20 protein-coding genes are annotated in these 21,319 nt (G+C 48.4%); 10 read left to right on the top strand and 10 right to left on the bottom strand.

Going from position 1 to position 21,319, the window contains the following annotated elements; genetic code table 11:
* Positions 1-40: 40 nt before the first annotated feature.
* Positions 41-211, bottom strand: coding sequence for a XapX domain-containing protein (locus ACSHX2_RS04610; RefSeq protein WP_435691047.1), 171 nt, complete (start codon positions 209-211; stop codon positions 41-43).
* 106 nt (positions 212-317) lie between these two features.
* Between ACSHX2_RS04610 and ACSHX2_RS04605 the strand changes: the two genes are divergently transcribed.
* Entirely contained in the window at positions 318-800 is a 483-nt protein-coding gene (locus ACSHX2_RS04605; protein WP_435691045.1) for a DUF1802 family protein, read from the top strand.
* Positions 801-802: 2 nt separating this feature from the next.
* Here ACSHX2_RS04605 and ACSHX2_RS04600 read toward each other — a convergent pair whose 3' ends face one another.
* Complete coding sequence (locus tag ACSHX2_RS04600) at positions 803-1,672, bottom strand: hypothetical protein (protein WP_435691043.1); 870 nt, start codon at positions 1,670-1,672, stop codon at positions 803-805.
* A gap of 241 nt (positions 1,673-1,913) precedes the next feature.
* On the opposite strand from ACSHX2_RS04600, the gene ACSHX2_RS04595 reads away from it, so the two are divergent.
* The 3 genes from ACSHX2_RS04595 (at position 1,914) to ACSHX2_RS04585 (ending at position 6,888) form a co-directional block, all read left to right on the top strand.
* The gene (locus ACSHX2_RS04595) at positions 1,914-2,285 is read left to right on the top strand and encodes a hypothetical protein (protein WP_435691041.1); all 372 of its coding nucleotides are present in this window, start codon (positions 1,914-1,916) and stop codon (positions 2,283-2,285) included.
* A 106-nt stretch (positions 2,286-2,391) separates the two neighbouring features.
* Positions 2,392-4,938, top strand: coding sequence for a DNA translocase FtsK 4TM domain-containing protein (locus tag ACSHX2_RS04590; protein ID WP_435691039.1), 2,547 nt, complete (start codon positions 2,392-2,394; stop codon positions 4,936-4,938).
* Between the two features lie 219 nt (positions 4,939-5,157).
* The gene (locus ACSHX2_RS04585) at positions 5,158-6,888 is read left to right on the top strand and encodes a DEAD/DEAH box helicase (RefSeq protein ID WP_435691037.1); all 1,731 of its coding nucleotides are present in this window, start codon (positions 5,158-5,160) and stop codon (positions 6,886-6,888) included.
* Positions 6,889-7,044: 156 nt separating this feature from the next.
* Here the strand turns inward: ACSHX2_RS04585 and ACSHX2_RS04580 are convergent, their stop codons facing one another.
* Together ACSHX2_RS04580 and ACSHX2_RS04575 are read right to left on the bottom strand one after the other, a co-directional pair.
* The gene (locus tag ACSHX2_RS04580; protein WP_435691035.1) at positions 7,045-7,893 is read right to left on the bottom strand and encodes an NAD(+)/NADH kinase; all 849 of its coding nucleotides are present in this window, start codon (positions 7,891-7,893) and stop codon (positions 7,045-7,047) included.
* A gap of 118 nt (positions 7,894-8,011) precedes the next feature.
* A complete protein-coding gene (locus ACSHX2_RS04575; protein ID WP_435691033.1) occupies positions 8,012-8,656 on the bottom strand; it encodes a superoxide dismutase in 645 nt (214 codons plus the stop codon).
* Between the two features lie 114 nt (positions 8,657-8,770).
* On the opposite strand from ACSHX2_RS04575, the gene rmuC reads away from it, so the two are divergent.
* Positions 8,771-10,324, top strand: coding sequence for a DNA recombination protein RmuC (rmuC, locus tag ACSHX2_RS04570; protein ID WP_435691031.1), 1,554 nt, complete (start codon positions 8,771-8,773; stop codon positions 10,322-10,324).
* A 93-nt stretch (positions 10,325-10,417) separates the two neighbouring features.
* On the opposite strand, the gene efp is transcribed toward rmuC, so the two are convergent.
* From efp to ACSHX2_RS04555, 3 genes are all read right to left on the bottom strand, one after another.
* A complete protein-coding gene (gene efp, locus ACSHX2_RS04565; protein WP_435691029.1) occupies positions 10,418-10,981 on the bottom strand; it encodes an elongation factor P in 564 nt (187 codons plus the stop codon).
* Positions 10,982-11,107: 126 nt separating this feature from the next.
* Positions 11,108-12,091 (bottom strand): KpsF/GutQ family sugar-phosphate isomerase, encoded by a 984-nt coding sequence (locus ACSHX2_RS04560; protein WP_435691027.1) that lies wholly within the window; start codon positions 12,089-12,091, stop codon positions 11,108-11,110.
* A gap of 13 nt (positions 12,092-12,104) precedes the next feature.
* Positions 12,105-13,292 (bottom strand): formylglycine-generating enzyme family protein, encoded by a 1,188-nt coding sequence (locus ACSHX2_RS04555; RefSeq protein ID WP_435691025.1) that lies wholly within the window; start codon positions 13,290-13,292, stop codon positions 12,105-12,107.
* A gap of 53 nt (positions 13,293-13,345) precedes the next feature.
* Here ACSHX2_RS04555 and hisA point away from each other — a divergent pair, with 53 nt between their 5' ends.
* Entirely contained in the window at positions 13,346-14,110 is a 765-nt protein-coding gene (gene hisA / locus ACSHX2_RS04550) for a phosphoribosylformimino-5-aminoimidazole carboxamide ribotide isomerase (protein WP_435691023.1), read from the top strand.
* A gap of 8 nt (positions 14,111-14,118) precedes the next feature.
* Positions 14,119-14,931: a zinc-dependent peptidase gene (locus ACSHX2_RS04545; protein ID WP_435691021.1), complete on the top strand. Its 813-nt coding sequence runs from the start codon at positions 14,119-14,121 to the stop codon at positions 14,929-14,931.
* A gap of 74 nt (positions 14,932-15,005) precedes the next feature.
* Here ACSHX2_RS04545 and ACSHX2_RS04540 read toward each other — a convergent pair whose 3' ends face one another.
* On the bottom strand, positions 15,006-16,151 hold the full coding sequence (locus ACSHX2_RS04540; RefSeq protein WP_435691019.1) for a DEAD/DEAH box helicase: 1,146 nt from the start codon (positions 16,149-16,151) through the stop codon (positions 15,006-15,008).
* A 115-nt stretch (positions 16,152-16,266) separates the two neighbouring features.
* On the opposite strand from ACSHX2_RS04540, the gene ACSHX2_RS04535 reads away from it, so the two are divergent.
* Positions 16,267-16,986 (top strand): hypothetical protein, encoded by a 720-nt coding sequence (locus ACSHX2_RS04535; RefSeq protein ID WP_435691017.1) that lies wholly within the window; start codon positions 16,267-16,269, stop codon positions 16,984-16,986.
* Positions 16,987-17,286: 300 nt separating this feature from the next.
* On the opposite strand, the gene sufT is transcribed toward ACSHX2_RS04535, so the two are convergent.
* Complete coding sequence (sufT, locus tag ACSHX2_RS04530) at positions 17,287-17,835, bottom strand: putative Fe-S cluster assembly protein SufT (protein WP_435691016.1); 549 nt, start codon at positions 17,833-17,835, stop codon at positions 17,287-17,289.
* 265 nt (positions 17,836-18,100) lie between these two features.
* Here sufT and ACSHX2_RS04525 point away from each other — a divergent pair, with 265 nt between their 5' ends.
* Together ACSHX2_RS04525 and ACSHX2_RS04520 are read left to right on the top strand one after the other, a co-directional pair.
* Positions 18,101-19,495, top strand: a complete 1,395-nt coding sequence (locus tag ACSHX2_RS04525; RefSeq protein WP_435691014.1) for a UTP--glucose-1-phosphate uridylyltransferase — start codon at positions 18,101-18,103, stop codon at positions 19,493-19,495.
* A 191-nt stretch (positions 19,496-19,686) separates the two neighbouring features.
* Positions 19,687-20,304, top strand: a complete 618-nt coding sequence (locus ACSHX2_RS04520; protein ID WP_435691012.1) for an HAD family hydrolase — start codon at positions 19,687-19,689, stop codon at positions 20,302-20,304.
* A 68-nt stretch (positions 20,305-20,372) separates the two neighbouring features.
* Here ACSHX2_RS04520 and ACSHX2_RS04515 read toward each other — a convergent pair whose 3' ends face one another.
* A complete protein-coding gene (locus ACSHX2_RS04515; RefSeq protein ID WP_435691010.1) occupies positions 20,373-21,167 on the bottom strand; it encodes an MlaE family ABC transporter permease in 795 nt (264 codons plus the stop codon).
* Positions 21,168-21,319 lie beyond the last annotated feature (152 nt).

Genomic DNA, 21,319 nt, shown 5'->3' with positions numbered 1-21,319 from the left:
GTCTATGTTTTATCAGAGGTCTGGTCTATTTCCAATAGGCCTAGGAAAAGAAGCTTTTAATGATCCACTGATAGAGGTGGGAGCCTAGAAAAATGCCTACAATCCCCATGATGCCCGAGAGCACTGGGGGAGCAGGGATTGGGAGTTTAAGGGCTGAGAAAATGACTCCAACGAGGAGGCCTGTAAATGTGGCTAGGAGGATTTCTTGCATAGCTAGGTAGTTTTAAATGTTAGGACCTAGTGTTATGTATTCTTAATCTGGCGGCAAGGTCGATCTGCTAGCTTGATTCTACCGAGATCCAGACGTAGAAATGAGCATGGCTGTGGCATTCAAAGAATGGATTACTGTATGTGAGGCTCTAGGTAATGGAGTGCAGAATGTGATTATCCGTAAAGGTGGGATTCACGAGGGTAAAGGTGGGTTCGAGTTTATCTATGATGAGTTTTATCTCTTCCCAACCTTATTCCATAAACAATCACAGCAAGTGACAGAAGGAGCGCGCCAGTGGATGCCTCAGATAAATAAGAAGGTGTGGGATCTCGGCGAGCTCGTTCGCATTAAGTATCGTTGTACTGTTGAGAAATGCGAGCTAGTTACTGACTGGCAGAAGGTGCTAGAGCTGGAGGGGCGACACGTCTATTCAGAAGACTTGCTGCGAGAGCGCTTTGATTGGGAAGGCAAGGGAATGAGTGCGGGCTGCATCAATGTTGCTTACGTCAAAACTGAAGTGTTATCAGAGCCTATCGATCTAGCCTACAGCAAATCCCACGGTGGTTGCCGAAGCTGGTTGGAGATATAAGTCTACTTGTTCGGTACGACCCAGGCGTCTAGCCAGGTTTGCTCGGTCTTTTCGAAGCCCAGATCGAGTAGCCGTTTTTCCATATCTGGAAAGTGTGCGGCACCGTAGAAGATACCTATTTTGGTTTGTTTTTCCTCTTGGATTTGCTCGGTCATTACATCGAGACATTTTTGGTTACGGTCGTTGATGATGACATTGTCTCCAGCAATTTTTGACATGTTGCTATCACCATCGCCAAGAGTGTCCATCATCATGCGCTTGAGTTTGTTCGCATCTTTCGTAAGGAGGGCCATGAGCAGAGCTGCTGAGCTGGGCTGTTTCTTACTGGGGTTTGCGACAAGTGCTTGTTGAATTGCAAAGCCTAGAATGGACTCTTTGCGCTCTTCTTGAAGTGCTTGGAACTCCGCGATTGAGAGGTCTGCGTGAAGTAGGTTTTCTGCTGTGTAATCGATTCTGTCTTTTTGGCCACTGAGCTTGAGAAGCTGCTGCGCCTTTTCATAGGCTGTGCCGAGGAATCCGAGGGCTCCTTCACCTTTGGCTGTTTGGGGGATTGGCCGGCCTTCACCTAACATTTCGCCGCCGATCATTTCAAAAAGGACGACTTGGTAGTTTTTGAAATTCTTATTGAGGGCTTCGTAGTAAACTTGATCCGCAATGTGGACGGCGCCAATGAGATCGACAGTGACGACTCCTCGTGTGTAGCGAGTGACCGCTGTTTGGAGGCTGAGATCATTCTCACGGCGATGCACCCGGATGAATTCGGTGTCTTGTTCTTTCTCCTCGGTGAGGACTTGCTGGCTGATTTTTTCATCGGCGCGCAGCAGATAACTGCAGAGTAAACCAGCGGTGAGTGTGAGGATGAAAAATTTCATAAAGGAATGAGGTGAGTCTAGTCGCAAAATGCTGAGGGGTCAAAGTATGCTTCAGAAAGTACTTAGAAAGGCCGTCTGGTTTTATACTCGTTGCATTGAGTTTAGTGACTCTATGCTATTGCTGTGAAAGATAAACTAACAGTTCACCGAGGACGGGTAGATGACTTGACCAGGACGACACACGTCTCAGGTGGAGGTGAGAGCTCTACAAGTACGACCCATATAGCTATATTGAAAGTAAATGGACGTCATTGTGAACATAGATCAAGTTGCTCCTATTCCGCTATCTGAGGGAGACGTTGTTAAGTTCGTGGGAAGAGATGAAAGAGGGCTGCTTCGAGTTTGGGCGCTCCAGAATGAAAGTACAGGTTGGGTGACGGAGGTGGTGCAATCAAATGGTCTTATGGCGGGCTGCTTGATTGCATTTATTGTGATTTGGGTGATGATCGCTTTGGCTATGACAGTATTTTTTGCAAGTGTTCTGCTTCCACTTGCTATATTGCCACTAGGAATGGCCGTTTTTGGAGTTTACTTCGCATATAAGAGTATATCGTCAATATCTCAGTCGAAGGCTGTGTCTGAGCAAGCACATACCATGCTAAAGCGTTCATAGAATCTTAACAATAAGCTCATCCTAAGAATTCTCGCTTGCCATGGGCAAGTTCGGCTGGGATGTTGGGGAGTAGGTTTCTACTTTTTAGAAACGAATCGAGACGCGTATGGCATCCCAAAAGAATAGAGTGCGAGGTGAGGAACCTGAGAGCAGTTTGCCTTCATGGTTTAATGAAGTGGCAGGCATTGCTTTGATCGGTATTGGGATTATTCTCACGCTTTCACTGATCACTTTTACCCCGCACGATATGCCTATTTGGGGAATTGGGGGAGTGGTGGACAATGAACCAAATATCCCACGCGAGAATTCCATCGGTGTGGTGGGGGCATTATTTGCCTATTTTATTCTCTTTATTTTTGGGGCAGCAGGTTACCTGCTTCCTATTGGTTTGCTTTGGTTAGGGATAGCTTATGCCTTTATGGGAGCTCAGTTTTCCAAGCGCACACTGATTGGTTTGATTTGTTTCGTGCTTTGTGGTTCGTGTTTGCTCGCTGTGACTGAGCTGCTCGAGGGTTGGTCGCGGGCGAATCATTTCATGGGGCCAGGTGGGTTTGCTGGTTACTGGTTAGGCTCTAAAGTGTTAGAAGGTCTTTTGAATAAGACAGGCGCAGTGATTTTGCTAGTTGTGCTCTACTTGATCGGGATGATCATGCTTACCGGCTTGCACCCTATTCAGTTTAGTAAGGTTTGCTGGGTGAAGTTTAAAGAATGGCGTGTGAAACGCGCAGGTGACAAAGAAAGGAATGCTGAAAAGAAACAAGAGCGTGCCGCCCGCGAGGCTGAAAAGCTAGCTCGCCAGCAGGAACGCGATGCCGCGAAAGCGGAAACGAAGGCGAAGTCTGAAGCAGAAAAAGAGCGAGTTAAAGAGGTTAGGGCGAAGAAAGCAGAGGTTGCCCAGATTGCGAAGAAGGAAGATGAGAAGAATAATCCTCAGGTTGAGATGGTACTCAAGGAGCTTCCAAAGCCTAAGATCGTAGATTCCTCACTGCGCAAAAAACCAAGGATGGATCCCGGTTCTAAGCCGTTTGACAAGAAAGCGCTGGATGGTGGGTCGCTTTCTACTGATGGGTTTGAAGGCTACGAACTTCCGGGGTTTGATCTACTTTCTTACGATGAATCTGAGCCAGAAGATGAGGGTGCTGACCAAGGAGAACTCCTCAGTATTCAGAAAACTATTGTTGATACGCTCAAGGCATTTGGTGTCGATGTAACAGCGGGTGACATCACCCGTGGCCCAACGATTACACGTTATGAAGTTTACCCTAGTATGGGTTTACGCGTGAGTCGGATCACTCAGTTAGAGGCTGACATAGCACGAGCGACTAAGGCTGAGCGGATTAATATTCTCGCGCCGATTCCAGGTAAAGACACGGTGGGGATCGAGATTGCGAATGATAATAAGGTGGCAGTGCCGCTACGAGAGCTTTTACAAGACGAGTTGTTTACCTCAGCTAAGAAGAAGATTCCATTGGCTCTAGGTAAGGATGTCTACGGTAATACAGTGATCGGAGATCTCGCAGCGATGCCTCACTTATTGGTAGCAGGTGCGACGGGTGCAGGTAAGTCGGTCTGTATTAACTCTATCATTACATCCATTCTGTTTAAGTTTAGCCCTGAGGAATTACGCTTCATCATGGTGGATCCCAAGGTGGTGGAGATGCAGGTTTATGGTAAGCTCCCTCACTTAGTGGTCCCTGTAGTGACTGATCCGAATAAAGTGGTGGCGGCTCTGCGCTGGGTGGTGAATGAAATGGAAAAGCGCTATCGCCTTTTTGCGAAGTGCGGGGTGAGAAATTTTGATAGTTACAATAGTCGCCCGCTTCCTGAAAAGGAAGTGGAGCCAGAAGTAGTCGAAGAAGAAATAGATGAGAATGCTGCTGAGGAAGAGGAGGCGGATGCAGAAGTGATCGAGTCCATTGCTCGAGCACTAGAGGACGGAGATCTGGGCCCATCATCAAACAGTGATTATGAGGATGAGCTTGATTCGGACGAAGATGAGATGCCGGATCGTTTTCCTTACATTGTAGTGATTATTGATGAGCTTGCCGACCTTATGCAGACCGCTCCAGCGGATGTAGAAATGAACATCGCACGTATCGCTCAGAAGGCACGTGCTGCGGGGATTCATTTGATCATTGCCACTCAGACCCCTCGTGCGGATGTGGTCACAGGTATTATCAAAGCAAACATTCCTAGTCGTATTGCCTTCCAAGTTTCTTCAGCGCTCGATTCTCGTGTGATTCTCGATACTAAAGGTGCTGATAAGTTAGTGGGTAAAGGGGATATGCTGTATCTTCCTCCAGGCTCAGCTAAGCTCGAGCGAGCTCAGGGCGCTTTCGTTTCTGATGAAGAAGTGGAGGCGATTGTTGAGCATTGTTCGAATCAAACAGCGCAGAAGTTCGAAGAGTCTATTCAGCAATCGATCGAAAAAGGTGGAGCAGATGCTGATAGTAATGATGTTTCTGATGCGGATGAAGAATGTTTGCTGAAATGTATCGAGGTCATTACTACGGAGCAAAAGGCAAGCACCTCACTATTGCAGCGCCGTTTACGTCTCGGGTATACCCGTGCAGCACGGATGATGGATATTCTTGAAGAGCGCGGAATGATCGGTCCCGCAGACGGAGCTAAAGCTCGAGATATCTATATTTAAGTGAGACTACAATGACCTCAGGAGTGCTATGTCTTAGCTAAGTCTATGCGGGGTAACGAATATTTGGATCTAGATCTAATTTCCTGAAAATGCTTGCTTTTTTAGGAAAGCGCGCACATAGGTCGCATCCTATCGGGTGGACTAACCGCCTTGGCCGCCATTGATTTATGTTGAATAGGTATTAATCAGACGCGGCGTAATAGCACAAACGAACTGATTATGACTGACGTAAAATTTACGGAATTGGGACTATCCCAACCCCTTCTCGACGCTGTACACGGCCTTGGATACGAGGCTCCATCCCCTATCCAGGCTCTCGCCATCCCCAAAATCCTCGAAGGTCACGATATCGTGGGCCTTTCTGAGACAGGCTCTGGTAAGACTGCCGCTTTTGTTCTTCCAGCCCTGCAGTTGATTGATCCTGAGATCTCTCGCCCACAGGTTCTAGTACTTTCTCCAACTCGCGAACTCTGTGTACAGATTAGTGAAGAAGTTGGTAAACTTAGCTCTAAACTTCCTAACGTACACTCCACACCAGTATACGGTGGCGCTCCTATTGATCGCCAGATCCGCAGCCTTCGTGGTGCGCAAATGGTAGTAGGCACTCCTGGTCGCTTGATGGATCACCTCCGTCGTGGCACTCTTCGTACTGACGATCTCAAGCTCATCATTCTTGATGAAGCTGACCGCATGCTCGACATGGGCTTCCGTGATGACATGGAAGAAATTCTTGGCCAAGTGAAGGGTGACTATCAGACACTCTTCTTCTCAGCGACAATGAACAAAAACGTTGAGCGCCTCATGTCTAAGCTTGGTAAAAACCCACAAAAAGTGGAAGTCGCCAAGAAGGAACTCACTGTGGACCGTATTGCTCAGTCCTACTACGAAGTGCGTAACCGCTCTAAAGTAGAGGTTCTTTCCCGTCTTCTTGACATGGAAGCATTCCGTCTCGCTGTTGTTTTCTGTAACACGAAACGTGCAGTGGATGAGGCTACTGAAGCTCTTCTCGCACGTGGTTTCACTGCAGATCGCCTGCACGGTGATATCACTCAGCAAATGCGTGAGCGCGTACTCAACCGTTTCCGTGATGGTAAGGTTGAGCTACTCATCGCTACTGACGTAGCTGCTCGTGGTCTCGACATCGATGAAGTCGATATCGTAGTAAACTACGATCTTCCGCAAGATCCTGAAGATTACGTGCACCGTATTGGTCGTACTGGTCGTGCTGGCCGTACTGGCCGCGCTGTATCATTCGTTTTCGGACGCGATGTTTACCGTCTCCAGAACGTAGAGCGTTACACTCGCAGCAAGATTGCTCGCGAAAAAGTACCTTCTCAGGAAGAAGTTGAAGGCAAGCGTGCTGATGTTCTTTTCGAAAGCGTGAAGCTGAAGCTCGAAGAGCAAACAAAAGGCGCACCATTTATTAACTACGTAGACCGTTTGCTCGAGCAAGGTTACGCAGCGACTGACATCGCAGGCACACTTTTCGGTATGATCCGTGAGTCTGTCGGCCGTGAAGGTGAATCAATCCAAGAAGACCGTCCAGGTGGTGACCGTGGCAGTGATCGTAATGATCGTGGAGACCGCCGCGACCGTTCTGATAGAGGCGAGCGCCGTGGACGTGACCGTGGAGACCGCTTTGAAAGAGGAGAACGTCGCGAACGCGGTGGTGACTTTGATCGTGAATCCCGCCGTAGCGAAGTTGCTTCAGGGATGAAGCAGGTGTTCCTCGGAATCGGTGGTTTACTCGGTGTGAAGCCAGGTGAGATCGCTGGTATGATTTACAGCACATGCGATGTGCAAGGTAACTCACTCGGTAAGATTCGTATCTTCCCTAAGCATTCACTCGTTCAGGTTCCTGAAGGTAATGAAAATAAAGTGATCGATGGTCTCAAGGGGCAAAAGCTTCGTGGTAAGCCATTCCCATGTCGCCTTGATCGCGATTTGTAAGAACTTTTACTAGTTACATTCTGGCACGCTTTAAATGCCAGTTAGAATTTTCAAAAGCACATCTAGATTCTAGGTGTGCTTTTTCTATTTTCGAATGAGAGGGTTAACTCTGAAAAGGCTGGCCTGTAATTAGCCTTAGGTGGTTATTCCAAGCTGTTAGCCCCAGTGGAGCTTCTCTCTTAGTGTCGAGAAATAAGAGCGGTCTTTGAGTCGGAGGAGGTGTAGCTGGTGGTTGGCTTTTTTGATCCGGACCCGCGCATCACTAGGCAGCTCTATAACATCTCGACCATCGATAGAGTAGAATGAGTTACATTCTGAGCTTTCTGCAGTAACCAGTTCCACTTCAGAGTGCTCATCTAACACGAGTGAACGGTTAGTCAGTGAGTGGGGGCAAATGGGAGTGATTACGAAGGCTTTTGCGATGGGCGATAGTAATGGTCCTCCAGCTGCTAGAGAGTAGGCTGTGGAACCCGTTGGAGTGGCGACGATGAGTCCATCTGCATGGTAGTGGTTGAGCAGATCTCCATCGATATAGGCGTCTAAAGAGATGAGTCGGCCGGTCTGACCTCGAGAGAGGGTGATTTCGTTCACCGCGAAGTCGGTTTCGATTCTGCCGTCTGTGTAAATGACGCTAGCTTCTAACAAAATTCGAGGAACAACTTTGTAGGACCGGGCTAAGAGTTCTTCTGCAAAAACGTCGATTTCATCTAGTTTACATGAGGTAAGAAAACCGAGTGTTCCGATGTTGATTCCGGCGAGAGGTGTGTTGGTAGGGCCAATACGATGGGCGGCATTTAGCATGGTGCCATCACCACCTAAGACAGCTATGACGTCACAATTCATCGCGAGTTCTACAGCGCTGAACGTGGTCTGAGCTCCGATGATGGAGGCGGTGTCGTCTTCAAGCTCTGTGGTGATACCGTGTTTTTCTAAAGCGGCAACGAGAGAGGTGATGGCGACGGCTGCACCTTTTTTGTGCGGGTTGGCTATAATGCCGACTTTCATGACGGGAGTGTGGAGTTAGATTGGGGAAGTTTCAAGTGCCCATTGAGTCCGTTGTAGATACAAAAAACGCGCTCTGAGCTCAGAGCGCGTTGGAAAAGTAATAGAGGTTACTCGCTAATTAAGCGTGGCAGCCTTCGCCTGTGACGTTTGCGTATTTTTCAGAAACGACATCCCAGTTTACGATGTCGAAGAATGCAGCGATGTAGTCAGGACGACGGTTCTGGTAGTTGAGGTAGTATGCGTGCTCCCAAACGTCGAGGCCGAGGATTGCTGGGCAACCACATGTGTCAGCGAACTCACCCATCATTGGGTTGTCTTGGTTCGGTGTAGAGCATACTGCTAATGTGCCGTCTTCTTTAGCGCAAAGCCATGCCCAGCCTGAGCCGAAACGGGTAGCGCCCGCTGCTGCGAATGCTTTTTTGAATTCATCGAAAGAGCCGAAAGCTGAATCGATAGCTTCTGCCAGCTTGCCGGATGGAGCAGAAGCGCCACCTGGAGCAATGATTTTCCAGAAGAATGAGTGGTTGAAGTGCCCTCCGCCGTTGTTGCGAACTGCTGCTTGTTTGTCTGCAGGAACTTTGTCGAGCTGCTGTACGAGCTGGCAAATTGGAAGTTCTGCGAGTTCGCTGCCAGCGAGAGCTGCGTTGAGGTTAGTGACGTATGCGTTGTGGTGCTTGGAGTGGTGGATCTCCATTGTGCGAGCGTCGATTTTTGGTTCGAGCGCATCGTATGCGTAGCCGAGTTCAGGAAGTTCGTATGACATAATAATTTTAGTGATGATATGTTTTGCGCCGCTTGCTCAGTGTGTTACCACATCGAGCAGTAAAGCAGATGCCGTTAGTATGTGATGGGATCATAATTTCGCAAGTATCAAGATATGGATAAAGTGACACCTGAGATGTGGGCTATTTATGGAATCAGTCTGTTAGTCGTAGCAGTGCTGGTCTGGATAGGGAGTAATTCTGGTAAAAAAGTGGCTATGCAGTCGGCTGTAAAGTCGGCAGTGGATGCTGTGGAGGGGAAACTCCAGAGTTCCTTAGATGCTGAAAAGCAGCGCTCTTCTGAACTCAGTGTTAGATTATCTGGTGCTGAAAAAGAGGTGACATCACTACGTGTGAAAGAGGCTGATTTAACCAGTATGGAGGCTGGTCTACGCGCTAAGCTGGAGGCCGAGCAAAAAATGCTCAAGCAGAAGGAGGAACTCTTAGGGAGAGCTGAACAGAAGTTCACGGATACTTTTAAAGCGCTCTCTCAAGATGCTCTCAAAGCAAATCAAGAGCAGTTTCTACAGCTAGCTAAGACGACTCTACAGGCTCAGCAGGAGTCTGTGAAGGTGGACATGGATAAGCGTGTCGACGCTGTCGAGCGTTTGGTGAAGCCTATCAACGAATCTTTAGATAAAGCTCAAAAGCAGGTAACTGAAATCGAGAAAGTCCGAGAGGGTGCTTACGAGTCTCTCCGTGAACAGGTACGACACATGCAGTCAACCCATCTTGGATTACAGAAGGAAACTCAGAAGTTAGTGAAAGCGCTTCGTCAGCCAACTGGTCGTGGACAATGGGGCGAGATGCAGCTTCGCCGTGTAGTGGAGATGAGTGGCATGCAGGAGCATTGTGATTTCGAAACTCAGACCACGACGACGACAGATGAAGGTAAAAAGCTTCGTCCTGATCTGATAGTGAAACTTCCGGGTGGTCAGAATATTATCGTGGATTCAAAGGCTCCGATGGATGCCTACTTAGATGCCGTTGAAACGAATGACGATCTAGAGAAAGAGGCAGCTTTAGTGAGGCATGCTGCTCAGGTGCGTACACACATTCAGCAGCTTAGTAGTAAAAAGTACCAAGACCAGTTCGAGACGAGCCCTGAGTTTGTCGTGTTGTTCTTACCAAGTGAGGCATTCTTTTCCGCAGCTCTGGCTCAAGATAGTTCATTGATCGAAAAAGGGGTGGAGCAAGGAGTGATTCTCGCGACGCCAACCACACTTATCGCGCTGCTTCGAGCAGTAGCTTATGGTTGGAGACAAGAAGCGCTTGCGCAGAATGCTAGGGCTATTTCAGCTGTCGGCCAGGAGCTTTATGAACGTCTCAGTAAATTTACTGAGCATGTCGACAAGGTGGGGCGTTCGCTTGGAACAACAGTGAACCATTTCAATAATGCTGTAGGTTCATTGGACTCCCGCGTACTAGTAAGTGCCCGAAAGTTTGAAGATCTCGGTGCCGCTACTGAGTATACTAAGCTTACCGATGTCCAGCCGTGTGAGAAGGTGGTTAGAGACGTGAAGTCGGTAGCTACTGAAGCTATCCCTGTGGTGGAAGATCCTATGGACGCTCTCCAGTCAGTAACGGACTTTGGAGACTTTGCCTCAGTGGTGTCCAGCGAAGACGGTTTTGAGGGCTTTACCGCTGAAGGCGAGGGCGACGGAATTTAATTCTGCTAAGTGAAGATCGGCAGATTGATTTACAAAAAAAGCGTTCCCTATTAATGGGAACGCTTTTTTGTTTGAAGAGAGTAATTTAGAAAATTACGCGCGGCCGAGGTATGACGCATCTTCGGTGTTGATCTTAAGTATGTCACCTGGTTTGACGAAGAGTGGCACCTGAACGGTTTTACCAGTTTCAAGCACTGCAGGCTTGGTCGGGTTGTTCGCTGTATCTCCTTTGATGCCTTCAGAGGACTCCGTGACGAGTAGCTCAACAGTGGCAGGGAGAGTGATGGAAACAGCGTTGCCTTCAATGAAGAGAACTTCTACTTCGAGACCTTCTTTGAGGAAGTCAGTGGACTCCGCTACAAGCTCTTTATCGAGAGTGATAGTTTCGTAAGTAGTGAGGTCCATGAAGTTATATCCAGATGGATCTGCGTAGGAAAACTCAAGTTTTTGGCGGTCTGTATCTACAAGTTCTACCTTATCTGAGGATGCAAAACGGATAGACTTAGTCTTGCCGGATTGGAAGGAGCGGATAGTAGCGGCGATGAGAGCATTGCCTTTGCCAGGTGTGCGGTGGTCGAGCGCTAGGACGAGACCAGTTTCACCTTGGTACTTAATACAGTGGCCTTTTTTGAGGTTAGTTGCGACTACGGATGCCATGATTATAAAAGTTTTAAAATTAGAGTTAAGGTTGAGCGGGTGAGTTACTACACAAGTATTTGTTACTAGGTGGCAAGCTCAGCGTCGTTCGATGGGCTATTTGGTAGGCAATCGGTGGCGGATTGGCTAGACAATTTTTAGACGAGCGAGGTCTTGAGAGTCGACGAGACCGACGACTTCTTTTTGAGCGTTCAGAACAATGATGTCATCGATGCGGTGTTTCTCAAAAATTTTCACTGCTTCTACAGCGAGAGCTTCTTGTCTAATGCTGATTGGTGTTTTATTCATGAAGTCTTCTACCGGCTGAGACCCTATGTCTTCACCAGTAAGGAAGTTTCTGGCAAAGTCTCCGTGAGTGTATATCCCGCAGAGGCTTTTCTTATCAGGCGACACTATGATGCATGAGCCAGTTCGGGCTGTACTCATGGCGGAGATGGCATCGGCAACTGTCGCGTCACTATGTACGATCGCTATATTGATACCTTGGCGCATAATATCTGTCACCTTTGTGAGTAAGGCTCTACCTAATGAACCACCAGGGTGATAGCGGGCAAAGTCTTCTTGAGTGAATCCACGCTTATCTAATAGCGCCATAGCTAGAGCGTCACCCATTACTAAAGCTGCGGTGGACGAAGAGGTAGGTGCTAGGTTGAGCGGGCACGCTTCACGTCGTATAGGAGTGCAGACGGTTACGTCTGAGTACTTAGCTAGTGATGAGTCCTTACTCTTAGTAATGCTGATGATGTTGACATCGAAACGCTTAATGAAGGGGATAAGGTCTATGAGTTCTGCTGTTTCTCCGGAATAGGAGAGAGCGATGACCGCATCTCCATCCGAGAGCATGCCTAGATCCCCATGCAATGCATTTTGAGAGTTAAGAACGACGGCTGTGGAGCCTGTAGAGTTTAAGGTAGCTGCGATTTTGTGACCAACGTTACCCGACTTTCCAATCCCAATGACTACGATCTTACCTCTATTTTGGATAGATTCAGCAAGTGTGTTAACAGCGAGAGCAAAGTCGTCATCTAAGTGGTTTACAATTTGCTGGAGTGCATCGATTTCAATCTCGATGACACTTTTACCGCGGGCAATAAGTTCGGAGTTAGTCAAAGTGGTCAGTTAGTTAGGGTTTTTCTGCAGAAACATCTTTCACGCAGCGGAAGCCTGTATGGTGCGCAGGTGTTAGAGGTTCATGATAATGACGTGCACCGGGGCGGAAGCGCAAGCAATAAGAGAAGTGACAGAGGAATGATCCACCTCTCGCTACACGGAGCTTCGTGAGTTCATGTAGGTTAGGTATCTCTGTGTATTCTCCTGTGCGTTCGATTTCGCTTGATTGGCCTTCAGTGATTCCAGTGCTTGGGCCTTGCGGATTATCATGTGGGGCTTTGACGAATTCGAAATAATAGCGTGGATTGTAGTAATCGCTACAAATCTCCCAGATGTTTCCAGCCATATCATAGAGACCGTAGTCGTTTGGTGGGTAGGATTTCACGGGAGCGGTGAAGTGGAAGCCGTCCTGATCATCTGATTTGTTCGGGAAGTCTCCTTGGAAGCAGTTGCTCATCCATTTGTCGTCTTTCTTAACATGGTCACCCCAGATGAACATGCGTTTTTCATGGCCTCCGCGAGCAGCAATCTCCCATTCAGCCTCAGTTGGGAGGCGTTTGCCGGCCCATTTGGCGTAGGCCCTAGCATCATCATAATTCACATTAACCACTGGGTGATCCATGATGTCTGCTATGGAAGAATCTGGGCCTTGTGGGTGACGCCAGTTCGCGCCTTCAGTAAATGCCCACCAGCGCCACGCATCATTCGAGCGGCGAGGGTTAATGTCTTCAGCTGGTTTGGTGTAGACATTTGCTCCCCCAACGAGGTCTTCAGGCCTAGCGTTTGGAAATTCTTCTGCTGAGAGACCTTTTTCAGCCATTGTTACGTAGCCGGTGGCGTCGACGAATGCTTTGAACTGACGGTTCGTGACTTCGGTTTCATCCATGTAGAAGCCCTTGACGGTGGTCTGGTGTACGGGGCGTTCTTCTTTGAAATGTCTTTCGGCAATTTGTTGGCGTTGGATAGGGTTAGATGCGCCTTCTTGGAAAATAGAAAGGTTGCCCGGGTCTTTATCATTACCTCGCCAGTAGGTGCCGCCAGGAACCCAGACCATTCCCTCTGGAGCTGGATCCGGACCCTGTGGTAGGGAAGACTCTTCGCTAGTGGTTGCTGCTGTTGCTTGGTCAGTCACAGGTTTTTCACAGGAAGTGAATGCGAGTGCGGAAAGGGTTGCTAGAATAGATGTTTTGAAAGGATTCATAGGCTTGAAGCTTGCGCTTTGCTCTTGTCTAGACTCTGCTTGTCGGCAGAGCGATGACGAAATTTAGACCATGCATTGATATTCACAATGGCCAAGTGAAGCAAATTGTTGGCGGCACATTATCTGACGATGGTGCGGGCTTGAAGGAAAATTTCGTGGCTGATGCCTCGGCCGCTGAGTTTGCCCAACGCTACCAGCAAGACGCCCTTAGAGGTGGTCATGTGATTCAGCTCGGGCCTGGGAATCGGGAGGCGGCGATCTCAGCTCTCGAAGCTTGGCCAAATGGTTTACAACTTGGTGGTGGGGTGACGATTAAGAATGCAGCCGAGTGGATCGAAGCGGGGGCGAGTCAGGTGATAGTGACATCGTGGCTTTTTGATCAAGATGGAAGATTTCGTATGGATAGGCTCAAGCAGCTTTCTGAGGAAATTGGGCGTGAACGCTTAGTGGTAGATCTGAGCTGCCGGCGCACTGATGCTGGTTGGACCGTCGCGATGAACCGCTGGCAGACACTCACGGATATGGAGGTGACTAAGGAGTCGCTCGATAGTATGGCTGAGTACTGCGCTGAGTATCTAATCCACGCCGCAGACGTGGAAGGTCTGTGTGGCGGTGTGGATATTGAGCTGGTACAATTACTCGGTGACTGGGCTGGTATTCCTATGACCTACGCTGGTGGAGTTGGCTCAATGAAAGATATTCTAGTAGTCGACGAGCAGAGTGGTGGAAATGTGGATATCACGGTCGGTTCCGCATTGGATATATTCGGTGGCTCAGGAGTGAAGTACGAGGAACTCGTAGTTTGGAACCAACGCTAAAAATTATTATGTTTAATACCTCAAGTATTTTGTTCGCAGCAGCGGTGTTAGTAGTCGCTATTTTCATCCTACGCAAGCTCGGTAATAGCCGGGAAACGAGGCGGGGTGTGCTGTTAGGTAAGCGGCTGACTTTGGCGGAACGTGAAAAATTAGCAGAGGATTTTCATCTTTATGCAAGGTTACCAGAGGCTCTGAAGGATGAACTCGATGGGCTGATCCACGTATTTGTTGAAGAGAAAAACTTTGAAGCATGTGGCGGCCTTGAGGAGGTGACCCTACATATGCAGCGCGTTATAGCTGCGCAGGCATGCATGCTCTTATTGCGGACGCCTCATCACTATTACCGTAACCTCAGAAGTATCTTGCTCTATCCAGATGCTTACCGGGCGCCTGGACAGCACGGTGCTGAAGATGTTAGGTTAGGCGAGAGCTGGGGCTCAGGATCTGTAGTGCTTTCCTGGGGCAGTGTCTTAAGTGGTGGCAAAAATGATGAGGATGGTCATGATGTCGTGATTCATGAGTTTGCTCATCAGTTAGATCAAGCTGATGGAGCTGGTGATGGTGTTCCATATCTCAGGAGCCGCGGAGCGTATCGCTCATGGGCTGCAGCTTTTCAGCCTGCGTTTGAGCAATTTTCTAAACAAGTCCATGCCGGTAAACGGACCGTGATAGATGACTATGGGGCTGAGAATCCGGCGGAGTTTTTCGCGGTAGTGACCGAGACCTTTTTCGAAAAGCCACATCAGCTGAAGGAACGTTATCCCGAAGTCTATGCTCAGTTAGTCGACTACTACGGAGTAGATCCGGACGAATGGAAGTAAGGGCTTATTCATTAAATAAAAAAGGCGACCTGATACGGTCGCCTTTTTTGTGAAATGAGTAAAGGGATGAAGGATTAGACGCCGTGCAGGTTGATGTCGTCGCTGTGCTGCATAGGGACTTTATTACCGGTCTTTTTCTGGATCACGCGGAAGTGGGGGAGTTCCTCCATAGTGATCAGAGTGATGGCGTCGCCAGGAGAGCCGGCGCGGCCAGTTCTGCCGATGCGGTGGATGTAGTCTTTAGGCGCGCGTGGGAGCTCGTAGTTGATCACGCAGGGGAGGAATTCGATGTCGATTCCACGGCCTAAGAGGTCGGTGGCGACGAGTACTTTAAGACTGCCGTTTTTGAATTGACGCAGAGCATCTTGGCGTGCGCTTTGGCTCATTTTTGAGTGAATGGCTGCGGCGGGAAGTTTGTTTTTTCTGAGCTTATTGACGACAGAGTCTACAGTTTTCGATGAAGAGGCAAACACGAGGACCTGCTTGCGGTTTTCGCTTTTGATTAGATAACGAAGGAGTGGGCCTTTGCGCTCGGTTGTGACGAAGTATCCAAGCTCGTTGATAAGGTCTTCATCCTCCTCGTCGTTGGATTCGATTTTGATGACACTTGGGTCAACTAAAAACCCTTTTTGGATGGAATCGAGATCGTCGCTGAGGGTGGCGGAGAAGAGGAGGTTTTGTCGTTTGGTCGGGAGAAGAGAAAGGATGCGGTCGACTTCCTCTTTGAAGCCGAGGTTAAGCATCTTGTCTGCCTCATCGAGCACGAGGGTGGAAACTGAGTCGAGCTTGAGAGCGTTCTTGTCGATGAGATCGAGCAGGCGGCCAGGTGTGGCAACAAGAATGTCGATTTTCCCCAGAGCTTGCATCTGAGAGTTGACTGAGCGACCACCGTAGACCGCAAGCGAGCTGATGCGCTGAGGGAGTTTCTCGGTAAAACTGCGTATGACTTCTAGAACTTGATCGGCGAGTTCGCGAGTGGGAACGAGAATGAGTACAGCGGGTTCGCGGTGCTTAGCTGAAGTCTGAGTGAGAAGATTCTGGAGAATTGGTAGCACGAAGCTAGCGGTCTTTCCCGAGCCGGTTTTAGCAATACCCATGACATTCTTACCCTCAAGAATAGCTGGAATGACTTCCTGCTGGATCGGAGTGGGGGTGTCGTGGCCTTGGGATTCAAGGGCCTGGAGGAAAAGGTCGTTGAGACCTGTGGATGAGAAAGACATGGATTGCGTTTTTGGTTGGCTGCCAGTTCTGATGAAAAACGTAAAGAATAGCAAGGGCTATAGCATTTGGTTCTGATTGACAGTTCCTGTGCGCTATGTGGGTATTTAAACAGCTATGAAAAAATCCTTTCGATCTCTCATTCTTTCGACACTCAGCGTGCTCGTGTTCTCTAGTTGTTCGGGAGGTCTGACCCAGCAGCAAAAAGACGCGATTACCACGGTCAGTGTGTTGAACCATTCGGTAAATAAGAACGCTCAAATGCCTATCAATGGAACGGAGGCTCCGAGTCACACACACAAGGCGCCGTTTGTCTACACAGGTGACGAAAACTTCTCGAGCACCGAGGCTACGGGAACGACTGGTCTGCTTTTTGAAGAAGCAGCAGATGCCGACATGCTAGAGGTGCAAGCAAAGGGATTTCAAAAGCAGTACAGAACCGAACTCGAGAAGATGAACTCAGTGGTCTATCCGAAAATTGCTGAAGGTATCGAAAAGAGAGCCATTTCTGCAGTAAAAGAGAATGGATTCTTAGGGGGACGTTGGGCTAAAAATTCTCCCCACTATTTCGACGGTGAAATCATAGCCTATGGGCTCCAACGTAAAGTTCGTAGTGGTGAGGAGACCTACCTCGAGGCCGTTGTGGGCATGCGTGTTTGGTTTGTCTCGGAGGGCAAGCAGCTCTTTAATGAGTCTATTGTGATGCGTTCTAGAAATGCACACACTGTGGCATCCTATGTGGAAAACCCTGAACTCCTACGCACGGTTTTTCAAGAAGCGGGAAATGACTTCAGCATCCAGTTCAAAGAGTTGCTAGAAAAGAAGTTCGGTAAATAAAGGGCACCTCCGACACCTCCCGTTCTCGGTGTGAATGTTATTTATTCTTTGAAATTGCGAGCCGAGCTCGTTTTTGATGATAGGCCCCCTTCGGGCTAAAAAGCCTCTCTGCGCAACGTTTCGTTGCTCTTCATATCACGGATATAAATCTGCTCACTCATCACGTCTAGCCTAGCTTGAAATTCTTTACAGCACCAACAACGCTAGTTGCCGGAGCTGCCCTAAAGGTTTCCACCGCAGTGGAGTACAATAAAAAAGGCGACCGAATTGGTCGCCTTTTTGAAATTGATTGAAGGGGGGTTAGATCATACCGAGTTTCATTTTACCTTCTTCGGTGATCATGTCTTGGTTCCAGACAGGATCCCATACGAGGTCGACTTGAGCGCCTTCGATGTTGTCGAGCGACATGATGCGTGCTTGGGCGTCTGCAGCGATGACTGGTCCCATTCCGCAACCTGGAGCCGTGAGAGTCATTTTGACGTTCACGTCGGTCTTGCCATTTTCATTTTCTGCGAGCACACAGTCATAGACGAGGCCTAAGTTGACAATGTCTACAGGAATTTCAGGATCATAAACTTCCTTGAGCTGTGCCCAAACTTGGTCTTCGAGCGGCGCGTCTTTGAGTTTATTTTCGTATTCTTTTTTCTCCTGAACTTCATTGGCGTCTATGCCGAGAGCATCTGAGTCATTTGCAGAAATGCGGGCTAGGCCGGCTTGTGTTGCGACAGTATAGCTACCACCGAGTGTCTGAGTCACTACAACTGGTGTGCCTACGGGAAGTGTGACGCTGTCACCGCTAGGAATTTGAATGGCGTTGACCTCGCGTTCGAGAATGATTTCCTGATTCATGGGCGGAGTTTCAGTGTGGAAAGTAGAACTTGCAAGAGCTTTCAGACCTTTGGTCGGGGTTTTTAGGTTTCGTCTATTTTAGTTGCAGGTGTGAAGTAGGTTCATGTTACGCATTAGTATTGTGTGTAGTGTTGTAAGTTTCTTAACAATAGATCTTAATGGTTTTTTGTGCTGGTGTGGTGTGACGGGTGAGCCTTGGTTTTTCCTTAGCTAGAGAACTTCTGGCGTGACTTGGTGTCCGTATTACGTAATGCAGTATCTACCCATGAGTTCATTTACCCCTTTTCAAGAAAAGATGGAGCAGGCTGATGTCAGCGTGTCAGCAATCAAGAGTTTTGAGCGAAACTATAATATTCTGGTGGAGGGAAGTTCGACCGATATCACTGAGGACAGTATTGACCCTGTGTGTAAGCTGACTGAGCTAGAGGAACTCTCTGAGGAGGGTGAAGCTTTTGATCCAGCGCTTCTTGCTCAGACCGTGGTGATAAAATTGAATGGGGGTTTAGGGACCAGCATGGGGCTTCAGAAAGCCAAGAGCTTGTTAGAAGTGAAGAATGGAGCGACATTTTTAGACATTATTGTTGAGCAGATATCTTACCTTCGTGAGAGCACCGGTGCTCAGGTGAAGTTTCTTTTGATGAATAGCTTTAGTACCTCAGCTGACACTTTAGATCACCTAGCACAATATGCAGATCGAGGACTGGCGGCGAAAGAGGATGTGGAGCTTCATCAGAATCAGATCCCCAAAATTAATGCGGAGACCCTAGACCCAGTTGAATTTCAAGACAATCCAAGTCTGGAGTGGTGTCCGCCTGGGCATGGCGACCTCTATCCCGCAATTGCAGGTTCAGGTTGGCTAGAGAAACTTCTCGAAGATGGGGTGAAGTATGCATTTGTATCGAACTCCGATAACTTAGGAGCAGTGCTTCATCCGGGGATTCTCCGCTATTTCGCGGAGAGTGGTAAACCATTTTTGATGGAAGCGACTCGCCGTACTGAGGCCGATAAAAAGGGGGGGCACCTCGCGATTCGCAAGTCTGATAAGCAGATGCTTTTACGTGAAGTAGCACAGTGTTCTGATGCTGATCTGCCCGAGTTTCAGAATGTTGAAAAGCATCAGTATTTTAATACGAATAGCCTCTGGATTAATCTCGAATCACTCAAAGCTGAGCTAGAAGCGCAAGGTGGTGTGCTGCCTCTGCCTGTAATTATTAATAAAAAAACAGTCGACCCTCGCAACAAGGCTTCTCAATCAGTGTACCAGTTAGAGACGGCTATGGGAGCTGCGATCGAGTGCTTCAAAGGGGCTGATGCCATCTGTGTTCCTCGTTCTCGTTTTGCTCCTGTGAAGTCGACGGGAGATCTTTTCACCCTTCGCTCAGACGCTTATGAAACAACTCCTGATGGGCGTATCGCGCTTTTAGCTGAACGCAATGGGACGCCTCCTGTCGTGTCGCTTAGTGGTGAGTATAAGCTCGTTGATAGTCTTGAGGGGCTTGGTGAACCATCGCTCAAGGATGCAGAAAAACTCACACTGGTTGGACCTGTTAGATTTGCTGATGAAGTTACTATTCGTGGTGTCGTCAGTATCATTAACGAGAGTTCAGACACCAAGTGGGTAGCAAATGGCATCTATAAGGATGAAGAAGTAAGTCTTTAGTAGTTATGCATTAGTGGTATTCATGGCTGCCGTTAACGTCTGGTTTGGAATGCTTAGTCTCTGCTGTATAGAGGGTTAAATAAATTTATCGGAGTAAGCTGTTAGGTTGTAAGTTCTTGTGAAGAAATTGTGACTCTGGCGCCGTTTTCTGGGCTTGCCACGGCCTGTGGAAAAAGGCACTACACCCAGTAATGGAACAGTTTGGCTCTCTTAATATCCCCAAGTCCGGTTACAAAGCAGTAATCTTCGATCTCGATGGAACGTTAGTCGATTCAATGCCCGCGCATTTCGCCGCGTGGTGTGAGGCTCTTGCGAAAAACGGTGCGCCGAAAGATGTTTTCCCGGAAGACGTTTTTTACTCAATGGGTGGGCGTCCAACAAAAGATATCGTTATTGAGATTAATGGTGAGTTTAACCTAGATCTAGATCCATCAGATGTAGCCTATGCTAAACGCCAAGCTTTCATGTCGAAGCTTGACCAAGTTGAGCTGAATGAAGACGTGGTGGCCTTCGCTCAATCACTACGAGGCAAGATGCCCTTGGGTATTGCGACTGGAGGCAGCCGTAAAGTAGTGGAAGCAACCTTGAAGGCGAAAGGTCTTACCGATTTGTTTGATGAGGTAGTGACGGCAGATGAAGTGAAATGCGGCAAGCCAGCTCCTGATGTCTATCTTGATGCGGCAAATCGTCTCGGAGTAGATCCAAAAGACTGCTTAGTGTTAGAAGATGCAGCGCCTGGTATCATGGCGGCTCAATCTGCAGGAATGCAGGTGGTTACTGTGCCAGCAGCAATTCACATTGTGCTGTAGTAATCTACTCTACCTAAATTTTGATGAAAGCCCACGGTGTAACAGCTGTGGGCTTTTTATATAGTTTGTTAGCCTGAGAAGCCTAGCGGGAACACTATGTTGAGTACCATTGTGAGGAAGAAGTTTACAATGAGAATGGCTAGTGAGGACAGAACCATTGCGTTCGTAGTTCCTCGGCCAACGCCTACTGCTCCGTTGCTTGCTTTCAGTCCTTGATGGCATGAAATGAGGACAATCAGCATGCCGAAGACGAAGCCTTTGGTGATCGCGATAGTGATGTCTGTCATGTCGGTGTGATTACCCATACGGTTTAGCCAGTACGCTGGGGCGACATGGAAAATTTTGGTGCCAACAATGTAGGATGAGAGGATTCCGAAAAAGGCTGACTCGGCGATGAGCAGAGGGATGGAAATGGCCATGGCTGCAAAACGCGGAGTTACGAGGTAGTCTATAGGATGGACATCCATCGAGCGTAACGCATCGACTTGCTCGGTGACTTTCATTGTGCCAATCTCTGCAGCTATGGCTGCTCCTACTCGACCCGCAAGCATGAGTCCGGTGATCGTTGGCCCTAGTTCTCGTAACATTCCGACACTGACGAGGGCTCCGGCCATGGTCTCCATTTTCATTTGCGTCAGTTGGAAAAGGGCCTGTGCAGCGAGAACGGATCCAGTGAATGCTCCTGTGACGATTACGACTGCTTGCGAGCGGTAGCCGATTTCAACGATTTGCTTCAGTAGCTGGCCAAAGCAAAACCTGCCGCGGAATAGTGATATGAACACTTCGCAGAGTAACTGGAACAGTTCACCGAGGTAGTTAAGAAAGGTTAGAACGGGAGCCCCTATGAGTCTAAGTGCGAACACGTCTCTTTATCTAGAGAAGAAAGGACTAAGGAGAAAGGAAAAACAGACAATACGGCTAATGTGGACTCAGCCTATTCGCTAGTTTCTGGCGATATTTGTGCTGTTGGAGAATAGTTCATTTCATATTAGCGCATCTAATACTTAACTCCTGC

The sequence above is a fragment of the Rubritalea sp. genome, assembly GCF_051252225.1.
Taxonomy (GTDB): domain Bacteria; phylum Verrucomicrobiota; class Verrucomicrobiia; order Verrucomicrobiales; family Akkermansiaceae; genus Rubritalea.
This window is presented reverse-complemented; position numbering and strand designations above follow the sequence as displayed.